Origin of the sequence: Halomonas sp. (genome assembly GCF_052095765.1) — a bacterium.
In the GTDB taxonomy this organism is placed as follows: Bacteria; Pseudomonadota; Gammaproteobacteria; order Pseudomonadales; family Halomonadaceae; genus Halomonas.
This window is the reverse complement of the sequence record NZ_JBQDJZ010000082.1, coordinates 1-11,974: the sequence shown is the minus strand read 5'-3', so window position 1 is coordinate 11,974 and position 11,974 is coordinate 1. Positions and strand designations below refer to the sequence as shown.

Below are 11,974 nucleotides of genomic sequence, written 5' to 3'. Positions count from 1 at the left end.
CCAGCAGCTGTGTGGCCGTGTAACCGTAGTCTCGGGCCATGCGCTCCTGAAACTCGGCCAGCTCCCTGACATGGCGCGGCTTGACCGCCGCATGCAGATAGCCCCAAGCCAGCTCACAGGGAATCGAATGGCGCGCTATCAGGTCTGCGGTAAGGCGTACTGCCTCGCGGCTCATCTCCCAGATATCCCGAGCGCGCCCAGTGCCCAGCGCTTTTTCCATGGTAAGGATATCAGTCCCCAGGCCAGGCAGAATTTGGCCGCCACTGCGCCCCGATGCGCCATGACCAACCTCGTTGGCCTCAAGCAGCACCACAGAATAGCCGCGCTCAGCCAGGTGCAACGCCGCCGAGCAGCCCGTTATCCCGCCGCCAATCACACACACATCGGCCCGCGTCTGGCCCGCCAGACTCTCACAGGGCTCAAGCGTTACTGCAACGGAATCACGATAGCAGGAAGCGGGGGCGTCAGTAGTCATCGGGGTGCTCCTGGCAAAGGAGGTGCTTGCTTGGCAAGGGAGGTGCTTGGCAAGAGTGATTCTGACATAGATCAGACGATGTGTTCAGGCGCTGGCTGGTTGACCGCGCGACTGACAAACAGGACAAGCGGGGTCACGCGACACATTGAAATGGCGCCACTGGCCACTCATGGCATCAAAGGTGGAAAGCCCCTTGTGTGGGGTGCCAGCGCCGCTGATCAGCTTGAGCGCTTCCAGTGCCTGGAAGCTGCCAATCACTCCGACCAGAGGGCCTGCCACGCCACTCTCAGCGCAGGTCAGGGCATCATCATCACTTTCACCCGGTGGATACAAGCAGGCATAGCAAGGAGAGTGCGGATCGTGCGGGTTATAGATCGCCAACTGGCCCGAAAAGCGAATGACCGCGCCGGAGACCAGCACCACGCCCTCACGCTGGCAGGCTTCATTGATGGCGTAACGGCTGGCGAAGCCATCGGTGCAGTCGAGAACCACATCAACACCGGCTACGACGTCGGCCAGCCGCTCTCCAAGCAGACGCTCGCACAGCACCTCAACCCTGGTATCGGGGTTGATGGCCAGCACCGTTTCTGCCGCCGACTCAGCCTTGTCGCGGTCAATGTCGCGGTTACCGTGGGCGATCTGACGTTGCAGATTATGAATCTCGACGTGGTCGTCATCGGCCAGCACCAGTTGCCCGACACCAGCGGCGGCCAGATACATGGCCGCTGGCGAGCCCAATCCGCCGGCACCTACAATCAATACTCGAGCATCAAGCAGGCGCTGCTGGCCTTCAATACCGATGGGTTCCAACAGTATGTGGCGGCTATAACGCAGCAATGCATCATCGTTCATGAGCGTCATCCTTACCTCCTGTCTACGCTATCGGGCAGTGCTGTTGTTGCTGCCGTGACTGTGGCTGCAGGTGTTTCTGAAATCCGCCAGCAACCAAGGCTGATCCGATCCCGCGCGCCCAGATCCTGGCGGCTGGCAACGTCTGAAAAGCCAGCCTCGCTCAGCGCCTGACGCACTGCCGCCCCCTGCTGCATACCGTGCTCCAGCAGCAGCCAGCCATTGGCTGACAGATAGTTTTGTGCTTCACGCACCAAGTAGCGTAAGTCAGCCAGACCCTGCTCAGCCGATACCAGCGCGCTGTGCGGTTCGAAACGCACGTCACCCTCATCCAGATGCGGGTCATCATCGGCCAGATACGGCGGATTGGAAACAATCAACGCGAAACGATCGGTCCGCAAAGAACTGTCAAAGGCTGAAAACCAGTCGCTGACCAGAAACTCAGCGTTAGCGATGGCGTTACGCTCGGCGTTGCCTCGGGCCAGCGCGACGGCGGTTTCGTTAAGATCAACACCGGTTACCTGCCAACTGGGATATTCGCTGGCAAAGGCCAAGGCAATGGCGCCGGTGCCGGTGCCCAGGTCCAGCAGCCGCTTGGCATCAGCACTTTCCATCGCCGACGCCTTTTCCAGCGCAGCCTCGACCAGCGTTTCGGTATCCGGGCGCGGAATCAGCGTGGCATGCGAGGTGGCCAGTGACAGGCCCCAGAACTCACGCTCGCCAGTCAGGTAAGCGACCGGCTGGCCCTCTTCCCGCGCGGCTATCAGGCTGTCAAAGCGGGCCAGCGTCTGGTCATCAGCCAGGCGATCGCCCCAGGTATACAGCCAGGCGCGATCCACTTGCAGCACATGACACAGCAGCACTTCCGCATCGCGGCGCGGGCTGGGTGAGCCTGCTGCCTGCAGACGCCCTGAGGCGTTGACCAACAATTGATCCAGACGCATGTCAGCCATCCTGCTGCAGCGCTGCCAGCTGGTCGGCTTGGTATTCATTGATCAGCGGCTCGATGATGTCGTCCAAGCTATCGCCAGTAATCACTTCGCTGAGTTTGTACAGCGTGAGGTTGATGCGATGATCGGTAATCCGCCCCTGGGGAAAGTTGTAGGTACGAATGCGCTCACTGCGATCGCCAGAGCCAACCAGCGAACGGCGCTCGTCGGCCTGTTGCTGATGGCGGCTGTCATGGGCCGCTTGCTTGAGCCTTGACGCCAGCAGCGACATCGCCTTGGCGCGGTTTTTGTGCTGGCTACGCTCTTCCTGGCACTCCACCACGACACCGCTGGGCAGGTGGGTGATACGGATTGCCGAGTCGGTGGTGTTAACATGCTGACCACCAGCGCCGCTGGAGCGAAAGGTGTCCACGCGCAGATCCGCGGGATTGATATCCACTTCGCCGACTTCAGCCGCTTCGGCCATCACAGCCACGGTACAGGCCGAGGTGTGAATACGGCCCTGGGACTCGGTGGCTGGCACCCGTTGCACACGATGCGCACCGGACTCAAATTTAAGTCGGCCATACACGCCATCGCCCCGCACCCGGGTAATAATTTCTTTGTAGCCACCCTGCTCACCGTGGCTAGCACTGACGATCTCCACCTTCCAACCATGCTGTTCGGCATAACGGGAGTACATGCGATACAGGTCGCCGGCAAACAGCGCCGCCTCATCGCCGCCGGTACCGGCCCGCACTTCAAGAAAAACGTTGCCTTCATCGTCGGGGTCTTTGGGTACCAGCAGCTTTTTGAGTGATTCTTCAAGCGCTTCCAGTCGACTTGCCCCGTCGATGCGCTCCATCTCGGCCAGTTCACGCATTTCGGCATCGCTGTCATTCGCCAGCGCTTCGGCAGCCTCAATATCTGCCTCTACGCCGCGGTAGGTCTGCCAGGCATCGACCAGCGGCTCAAGCTCAGCATATTCCCGAGTGTAGTCACGAAAGCGCGCCTGATCAGCGATTACGTCCTGCTCACCCAGCAGAGCAGTAAGCTCTTCGAAGCGTTCACAAAAAGCGTCGAGGCGCTCGCGCAGGGAGGCTTTCATCGGCGAAGTCCTATGAGGATGGGGGGGTGACGTCGGTAGAAGGATCTGTCAGTAGTGCGTTGGCGGCTTCAAGCAGCTCCTGATCCTGGGCGGATGCCGCCTCGCGCATGGCGACGGTGGGTCGGTGCATGAGCCGGTTAGTCAGTTGATTGGCCAGGCGCCGAACCACGTCTTCGGAGGCTTCACCCCGCGCCAAGCGCGCCAGCGCATCATCAAGCGACAGGTCGCGCAGTGCTTCGCCATGTTCTCTGACGCGGCGAATCAACGCTCCGCCATCACGAATGCGCTGGCCTTTCTGCCAGTCACGCACGCCGTGCTCGATCAGCGATTCGGCATGATCTGCGGCCACCTGACGATGGCGACGGTTTTCATCAATCACCTCTTCTAGGTCATCGACGGTATACAGAAACACATCGCTGAGCTTGCCGACCTCAGGCTCGATATCCCGGGGCACGGCAATATCCACCATGAACATGGGACGATAGCGACGCTTTTTGAGTGCCCGCTCAACCATGCCCTTGCCAAGAATCGGCAGCGGTGCCGCGGTGGAGGAAATCACTATATCGGCATTGATCAGCGCTTCGGGAATCTGGTCCAGCGTGATGGCCTGCCCGCCCAAGCCACCTGCTACCAGGTTGGCACGCTCCAGAGTGCGATTAGCCACCACCAACTGACGTACACCGGCTTGATGCAGGTGCTGCGCAACCAGCTCGATAGTTTCACCCGCCCCCACCAGCAGTGCACGAGCCTGGCTGAAATCGTCGAAGATACGGCTGGCCAGGCTGACGGCGGCATAGGCCACCGACACCGGATTGCGGCCGATTCCTGTTTCTGTACGCACCCGCTTGGCAACGGCAAAGGTGTGTTGGAAGAGCCCTTCTAGCTCGCCGCTCAGCCCTCTGGCCTGGCGTGCTGCCTGGTAGGCCTCCTTGAGCTGGCCAAGAATCTGCGGCTCACCGAGCACCATGGAGTCCAGCCCCACCGCGACCCTCATCAAGTGGCGGACTGCCTCATCATCTAGGTAATGGTAGGCGCAGCGCGTCAGTTCATCGGCGTCAAGTCCGTGATAGCGCCCCATCCACTCAAGAATCTCGCGCTCCCCGGCCCCTTCGGTAACACAATAAAGCTCAGTACGATTACAGGTAGACACCACCGCCGCTTCACGAACGTTGGGCAAGCCACGCAGCTGCGTCAAGGCTTCCTTCATGCCTGACGGCGTAAAGGCAACCTGTTCGCGCACCTCTACAGTGGCGGTGCGATGGTTGATTCCCAGGGCTAGCAGCGTCATCGGTGTCGGGGTTTTCGCGGACATTTTCCAGCTTCGGATTCTGTTGCATCATCAGGCGCGTGCAACACATCGCGCACTATCTCACGGCGCGATAGTCTATCACAGCCATCATCGGCAAGCCGTAGTGCAAAGTCACCGCTTTGCCCAGCGCCGGCAAGCCGTTATGCTGGCAGTCTGATTTCTTCTGACTGTCGAGACGTGCATGTCCCGCCACTTTTTCATCAAGCCCGGCTCGCGGGCAGCCGCCGTCGCGCTTGTCGTAACGGCCCTGAGCAGCTGCCAGAGCGTGTCGCCAGCCACGATTACCGTGGCATCCATGGACCAAGCGCCGCCAGTTACCCGGGGGCTGGATGCCGACAGTCTGTCAACACTGCTGGTCGCGGAGTTGGCTGGCTTGCGTGGCGACTATAGCCGTGCAACCGACGGCTATATACAGACAGCCGAACGCTACCATAGCGCAGAGCTGGCCCAGCGGGCGGCGCTGGCCGCACGCTTCATGGATGACCCCGATACACTGGAAGCCACGACACAACGCTGGCAACAGCTGGCACCCGATGCCGAGGAGCCTCTCTATCTGCTGGCCAGCCTGGCCGCCCAGCGCCAGGATTGGCCACGGGCGCTGGAACTGCGACTGGCCATCAGCAATCAGGGTGGTGATGCACAGCTGCTTGAGCTGGTAGAGATGGCCCTTGAAGCAGGAGCGAACACGTCTTCCCTGCTTGCCCAGATGCGCCAGCACCTGAACGACAATACCAACAGCAACGTCGATACTGAGCTGGCCATGGCATTGCTGGAGGCCGCCAACGACCTGAAGGCCACAGCCCAGCAACGCCTGGAGCGTTTGCCTGCCGCAGCAGCAGGCTCCCCCGACGCCTGGCGGCTACGGGCGGCCATTGCCCTGGACACTGGCGATCCTGAGCGTGCCTACGACTATTCAAGCCAGGGCCTAGAACTCCAGCCCAAAGACTTGCAACTGATGATGCTGCAAGCCCAGGCCGAGATCCGGCTGGGCCGGATAGAAAGCGCAGAAACCACCACAGATGCCTTACTCGAGAATCACGGAAGCACTTCCGGGCTCAGAATGCTGTTGGCCAGCTTCTATCTGCAGGAAAACCAGCCTGGCCCTGCGCGTCGCCTGCTGCAGCCGCTGCTCAGCAAAGACTCCACGCCGGACTCAGCACTGTTGATGCTGGGTGGCATCGCCCAGAATGAAGACGACGTCGATAACGCCCTGCTTTATTACCGTCGGGTACCGGAGGGCGATAACTTTCTGATATCACGCTCACGGGCCGCTTTTACTCTGGCAAGTCATAAGCGGCTCGCTGACAGCCAACGTTTTCTTGCCAGTGAGCGCCGTGACCACCCAGACTTCAGTGCCGGACTGATTGGCGTGGAGGTTAACCTACTGGACCGTTTTGAACAGCCAGAGCAGGCAACAGCCCTGCTTGCAAACTTTCTCGAACAGCATCCCGGCAGCCTGGACCTTCGCTACATGCTGGCCATGCGCGCCTACCGAGCCGGTGACTTGGCCGTGATGGAAACCCAGCTGCGTACAGCACTTGAGCAGGATCCTGACGACGCCATTGCCCTAAACGCGCTGGGCTATACCCTGGCAGATGAACAGATACCGGGCCGAATCGACGAAGCCGCTAGGCTGGTCGAACGGGCCTACCAGCTTGACCCCAACAACCCTGCGATCCTTGACAGCCTCGGCTGGGTACGCTTTCGCCAGGGCAATGCCCAGGCGGCTCTGCCCTGGCTGGAAAAAGCCTGGCAACAGATGCCCGACCAAGAGATCGCCAGTCATCTGATCGAGGTGCTCTGGGCACTGGACCACCGCAGCCGCGCACGCCTGATGCTTAAGCAGTCACTGGAGCGCTTTGAGCAGCATCCAGCCATTGACGATCTGCTGCTACGGATACCCGCCCTGAACGTTCCCGACTCAAACGACTGATTCTGCCACTGCACAGCCAAGGAGACACCACCCCATGCCACTCGCTAGTTCGCTCGCAAAATCAGATGCCGCACCAACGCGTCCCCTAAAAGCGTTTGCTGCCACTGTTGCCATGGCTGCGGCGCTTGGCCTGCTGGCCGGCTGTGCCACCACTCAACCGCCCTCTTCTGAAACGGAGCGCAGCGCAGACCAGTGGCAGGCGCAAAAAGCCAACGTGCAACAGCTGCAGACCTGGGAGCTGAACGGCAAGGTCGGGCTACGCACCCCAGAAGAATCAACCAGCGCCAACATCGACTGGCGCCAGACCCCGTACTACTTCCGCATTCTGCTAAGCGGCCCGGCAGGCACAGGCCGCAGCGTACTGGAAGGCCGTGACGGTCGCGTTTCGATGACCACCAGCGAAGGCCGCTTTGAAGCCACAAGCCCGGAAGAGCTCATGCAAGAGCAGATGGGCTGGTCACTGCCAGTGTCAGACCTGACTGACTGGGTTCGCGGCCTACCTGCCAACGACCGCCCCCACCGCATGACCCAGGACAAGCTGGGCTTTCCCGCGACACTTGAGCAGGATGGCTGGTCCATCGACTATCGCCGCTGGACCCACTTCAACGACCTGTGGCTGCCAAGCCGGCTGGTGATGGACTACGGCGATCTGCGCGTCACCCTGGTGGTCACCCGCTGGCAGTCAGAAAACAACCAGAGCGAGTGATCGATGATTGAGCAACTAGTCGGCCTGCCGGCTCCGGCCAAGCTCAACCGCATGCTGCACATCACCGCCCGCAGGGACGACGGCTACCACGAGCTGCAGACGCTGTTCCAGTTTCTCGATCGCGCCGACCGTCTGGACCTACACCTGCGCCACGATGGTAAACTTCAGGTATCGCCGCTCCTTGACGGCGTCTGCCCAGCGGACAACCTGGTCATGCGTGCAGCCCAGTGCCTACAAACCTTCAGCGACTGCCCCCTTGGTGCTGATATCCATCTTCACAAGGTACTACCCCTGGGCGGTGGCCTCGGCGGCGGCAGCAGCAACGCAGCTACCACACTACTCGCTCTCGATCGTCTGTGGGGGCTGAACCTCGGCATTGAACAGCTGGCCGAGCTCGGCGTCGGCCTTGGGGCCGATGTTCCGGTATTTGTGCGCGGCCACGCGGCCTGGGCAGAAGGCATTGGCGAGCGGCTGGTACCTGTCACCCTCAAGACGCCCTGTTTTATGGTGCTACATCCCGGTGTTAGCGTGTCGACCGCAGCGGTTTTCCAAGCCCCCGAATTGACACGCAACAGCCCGCCAATTACCATGGCGCGCGCACTGCAGGGTGAATCGACAAACTGGCGTAACGATTGTGAGCCAACAGTATCAGCGCTTTATCCTGATGTCGGAGCAGCGCTTGAATGGCTAAATGCACGCTTGGAACAGGGCAGCAGTGCCATGCTGACCGGCACAGGAGGTTGCGTGTTTGCGCCACTGATAGATGAGCAGGATGCTGACCGGCTGCTCGCGCAATTACCTGCGCGATGGCAAGGCTTCAAGGCTTACGGTCTGAACCGCTCTCCCCTTCATGATGCACTGGATCGTCAACCTTGATCAGTAACCGCTAGGCAGTCAACAAGACCTGCCAGCCCGATCAGTTACGGACGACGATCCCATATCCAGAAGACCCAACACAGCAAAGGTGGCTGCGCGTGTCAAAACTGATGGTTTTTGCCGGGAACGCTAATCCCGAACTTGCCCAGAAAGTGGCCGAAAGTCTAGATAACCGGCTAGGTAACGCCACCGTTGGCCAGTTCAGCGACGGCGAAGTTGCGGTTGAAATCAACGAAAATGTCCGCGGCAAGGATGTGTTCATCCTTCAACCCACCTGCGCGCCCACCAACGATCACCTGATGGAAATGATCCTGATGGTTGACGCCCTGCGTAGAGCGTCAGCCAGCCGTATCACCGCTGTCGTCCCCTACTTTGGCTATGCCCGTCAAGATCGCCGTGTGCGTTCAGCCCGGGTGCCGATTTCAGCCAAGGTGGTTGCTGATATGATGGTCAAGGCCGGCGTCAACCGCGTCATGACCATGGACTTGCACGCTGACCAGATCCAAGGGTTCTTCGATGTGCCGGTAGATAACGTCTACGGCTCGCCGATCCTGCTCGATGACATCGAGCGCCAGAACCATGAGAACCTGGTTGTCGTCTCGCCAGACGTTGGCGGTGTGGTGCGCGCGCGCGCCATTGCCAAGCAGCTACATGTTGACCTGGCAATCATCGACAAGCGCCGCCCCCAGGCCAACCAAGCCCAGGTGATGCATATCATTGGCGATATCCAGGACCGTACCTGTGTGGTCGTGGACGACATGATCGATACCGCCGGTACCCTGTGCAAAGCCGGCGAGGCCCTCAAGGCGCATGGCGCCAGGCGTGTAGTCGCCTATGCCACCCACCCGATCCTATCGGGTCCAGCGGTCGACAACATCGCCGCCTCGGTACTCGACGAAGTCGTCGTAACCGACACTATTCCGCTGACAGGGGCAGCCAGCAAAAGCGGCCGCATCCGTCAGCTCAGTGTGGCCGGCCTGATTGCCGAAGCAATCCGCCGTGTCAGCAATGAAGAATCCGTCAGTGCCATGTTCCACTAGCATAGGCTGTTGGAACAGGGCGTCGGAACGTTGCCCCGTCAGGGGCTAATGGAAATGCCGCAGGTCTGGTCGCGGGCTGTGGTATTTCCCTACTCAAGCAAGAGGCAATTCCATGTCAGATTTTACACTCAGCGTCAGCATTCGTAACGACCTGGGGAAAGGTGCGAGCCGCCGCCTGCGTCGTGAGAATAAGGAAGTCCCCGCCATCGTTTACGGTGGTGACAAGGCGCCCCAGGCAATCACCCTTGAAAAGACCGGTTTCTACAAGGCTATCGAGGATGAAGCCTTTTTCTCTTCGGTCATTGAGCTGAAAATGGACGGCAAGAAGTATCCGGTGATTGTGCGTGATCTGCAGCGCCACCCATTCAAGCCGCTGGTCACTCACGTTGACTTCATGCGTATCGATGCCAAGCAGGAAATCACCATGCACGTGCCGCTGCACGTCGCTAATGAAGATATCTGTAAGGGCATCAAGGACGAAGACGGCGAGCTGTACCTGCTGGCCAACGACGTCGAAATTAGCTGTCTGCCGAAGGATCTCCCAGACTATCTGGAAATCGACGTGGCCGAGCTGTCTGTGGGTGCCGTTCTGCACCTATCCGACATCAAGCTGCCGGAAGGTGTCACTATCGTTGCCCTGGCACGTGAAGATGTGCATGACAACGCTATCCTCAGCATTTCTCAGGCCAAAGTGCGTGGTGAAGAAGAGGATGATACTGCTGAAGGCGAAGGTGAAAGTGAAGAAGGCAAGGAAGGCGACGCCGAATAACGGTTGTCTGTCCTTTCAGGTCGCACCAGGGGTGCGGCCTGCTCTCTATAGTCAAGCGCCACGGCGCTTGATTTTTTTGGAGGCTATCAATGGGTCAGCTCAAAGCGATTATCGGACTTGCCAACCCCGGCAGCGACTATGCAGCCACCCGGCATAATGCCGGCGCCTGGCTACTTGACGCCCTTCTGCAGGGATCCGGCGAAAGCCTGCGCCCGGAAAAGAAGTTTCTGGGGCGCTATGCGCGAGTCCGCGTGGCGGATCATGAGCTCCACCTGCTTGAGCCGAGCACCTTCATGAATCGCAGCGGTGGCGCGGTATCTGCACTGTGCCAGTTCTTCAAGCTAACACCGGATCAGCTGCTGGTCGCTCACGATGAGCTTGACCTGCCGCCAGGTGTGGCTCGCTACAAGACTGGCGGCGGCCATGGCGGCCATAACGGCCTGCGCGATACCATTAGTGCTTTGAGCGGTAACAAGAACTTCCATCGCCTGCGCATCGGGATCGGCCACCCGGGAGACGCTCGCCTGGTCACCAACTACGTGCTGGGACGTCCCGGCAAGGCTGAGCGGCAGGCCATTGACGAGGCTATCGCCGAGAGTCTGGCCACCCTACCCCAGGCCGTTGAGGGTAACTGGGCCAAAGCCATGCACCGCCTGCACAGCTTCTCTCCGGCACAATAAGGCGCTTGGCTTAAGGATTCTGACTCATTCGAGTAGACTAGCCATAATTCGCCATTTCCGAATTCGCTTTCCAGGAAAATTCCATGGGTTTCAATTGCGGTATCGTAGGGCTGCCCAACGTCGGCAAGTCCACTCTGTTCAACGCCCTGACCAAGTCCGGCATTGACGCTGAAAACTTTCCGTTCTGCACCATCGAGCCCAATGTCGGCATCGTGCCCATGCCCGATCCGCGTCTCGATACCCTGGCCGAGATCGTCAAGCCAGAGCGTACACTACCCACAACCATGGAGTTCGTCGATATCGCCGGTCTTGTCGCTGGCGCTTCCAAAGGTGAGGGGCTGGGCAACAAGTTTCTGGCCAACATCCGCGAAACACAGGCCATCGCTCACGTGGTACGTTGCTTCGACAATGACAACGTCATCCACGTGGCCAACCAGGTTGACCCCCGTGCGGATATCGAGATCATTAACATGGAGCTGGCCCTGGCTGATCTGGACACCGTCGAGAAGGCTGCCCAGCGCCTAGTTCGCGTGGTCAAGGGCGGTGACAAAGAGGCTGCCGCCACCAAAGCCATCCTCGACCGTATCCAGCCGCATCTGGCTGAAGGCCTATCGCTGCGCAGCTTCGGGCTGGACGACGACGAACAGCGTCAGCTCAGAAGCTTTGGCTTCCTGACACTCAAGCCGACCATGTATATCGCCAACGTCAGCGAGTACGGGTTCGACAACAACCCCTACCTGGATATAGTGCGCGAAATCGCTGCCGAAGAAGGCGCCGTGGTGGTGCCAGTATGTAATCAGCTAGAGTCCGAGATTGCTGAGCTGGATGATGACGAACGCGCCATGTTCCTTAGTGAGATGGGCATGGAAGAGCCCGGGCTTGACCGCGTGATTCGCGCCGGCTATGCGCTGCTCGGACTACAGACCTACTTCACCGCCGGCGTGAAAGAAGTTCGCGCCTGGACCGTGAAAGTGGGTGCCACTGCCCCGGAAGGCGCAGGCGTGATCCACACGGACTTCCAGAAAGGCTTCATCCGCGCCGAGGTGATTGCCTATGACGACTTCGTGACGCTGGGTGGCGAGCAGGGAGCCAAGGATGCCGGCAAGTGGCGCCTGGAAGGCAAAGAGTATGTGATTAAGGACGGTGACGTGATCCACTTCCGCTTTAACGTCTGATCCACCCAGGCGACACTCCTGACGGTCCTTGCCGCACTTGACATAGCTCGTCAGAACAGTACAATGCGTCGCGTTGAATGGCTACGTAGCTCAGCTGGTTAGAGCACATCACTCATAATGATGGG

Annotated in this window: 12 protein-coding genes; 7 read left to right on the top strand and 5 right to left on the bottom strand. The window is 59.8% G+C overall.

Translation table 11 applies throughout. The features are described 5' to 3' along the window. From ACTH3D_RS10525 to hemA, 5 genes are all read right to left on the bottom strand, one after another. On the bottom strand, positions 1 to 475 hold a 475-nt coding region (locus ACTH3D_RS10525), incomplete at its 3' end, for an NAD(P)/FAD-dependent oxidoreductase (RefSeq protein ID WP_441667035.1). Between the two features lie 84 nt (positions 476 to 559). Beyond that, on the bottom strand, positions 560 to 1,327 hold the full coding sequence (locus ACTH3D_RS10520; protein WP_441667037.1) for a HesA/MoeB/ThiF family protein: 768 nt from the start codon (positions 1,325 to 1,327) through the stop codon (positions 560 to 562). An 11-nt stretch (positions 1,328 to 1,338) separates the two neighbouring features. Then, on the bottom strand, positions 1,339 to 2,268 hold the full coding sequence (prmC, locus tag ACTH3D_RS10515; protein WP_441667034.1) for a peptide chain release factor N(5)-glutamine methyltransferase: 930 nt from the start codon (positions 2,266 to 2,268) through the stop codon (positions 1,339 to 1,341). 1 nt (position 2,269) lies between these two features. Continuing rightward, a complete protein-coding gene (prfA, locus tag ACTH3D_RS10510) occupies positions 2,270 to 3,361 on the bottom strand; it encodes a peptide chain release factor 1 (RefSeq protein ID WP_441667033.1) in 1,092 nt (363 codons plus the stop codon). A 10-nt stretch (positions 3,362 to 3,371) separates the two neighbouring features. Then, entirely contained in the window at positions 3,372 to 4,649 is a 1,278-nt protein-coding gene (gene hemA / locus ACTH3D_RS10505) for a glutamyl-tRNA reductase (protein ID WP_441667036.1), read from the bottom strand. A 202-nt stretch (positions 4,650 to 4,851) separates the two neighbouring features. Here hemA and ACTH3D_RS10500 point away from each other — a divergent pair, with 202 nt between their 5' ends. From ACTH3D_RS10500 to ychF, 7 genes are all read left to right on the top strand, one after another. Then, positions 4,852 to 6,603, top strand: coding sequence for a tetratricopeptide repeat protein (locus ACTH3D_RS10500; protein ID WP_441667032.1), 1,752 nt, complete (start codon positions 4,852 to 4,854; stop codon positions 6,601 to 6,603). 34 nt (positions 6,604 to 6,637) lie between these two features. Next, a complete protein-coding gene (gene lolB / locus ACTH3D_RS10495; RefSeq protein ID WP_441667031.1) occupies positions 6,638 to 7,309 on the top strand; it encodes a lipoprotein insertase outer membrane protein LolB in 672 nt (223 codons plus the stop codon). A 3-nt stretch (positions 7,310 to 7,312) separates the two neighbouring features. Continuing rightward, a complete protein-coding gene (gene ispE, locus ACTH3D_RS10490) occupies positions 7,313 to 8,185 on the top strand; it encodes a 4-(cytidine 5'-diphospho)-2-C-methyl-D-erythritol kinase (RefSeq protein WP_441667030.1) in 873 nt (290 codons plus the stop codon). A 98-nt stretch (positions 8,186 to 8,283) separates the two neighbouring features. Further along, entirely contained in the window at positions 8,284 to 9,225 is a 942-nt protein-coding gene (locus ACTH3D_RS10485; protein ID WP_441667029.1) for a ribose-phosphate pyrophosphokinase, read from the top strand. Positions 9,226 to 9,337: 112 nt separating this feature from the next. After that, positions 9,338 to 9,994: a 50S ribosomal protein L25/general stress protein Ctc gene (locus tag ACTH3D_RS10480; RefSeq protein ID WP_441667028.1), complete on the top strand. Its 657-nt coding sequence runs from the start codon at positions 9,338 to 9,340 to the stop codon at positions 9,992 to 9,994. A gap of 89 nt (positions 9,995 to 10,083) precedes the next feature. Then, on the top strand, positions 10,084 to 10,674 hold the full coding sequence (pth, locus tag ACTH3D_RS10475) for an aminoacyl-tRNA hydrolase (RefSeq protein ID WP_441667026.1): 591 nt from the start codon (positions 10,084 to 10,086) through the stop codon (positions 10,672 to 10,674). A gap of 83 nt (positions 10,675 to 10,757) precedes the next feature. Beyond that, entirely contained in the window at positions 10,758 to 11,849 is a 1,092-nt protein-coding gene (gene ychF, locus ACTH3D_RS10470; RefSeq protein WP_441667025.1) for a redox-regulated ATPase YchF, read from the top strand. Positions 11,850 to 11,974 lie beyond the last annotated feature (125 nt).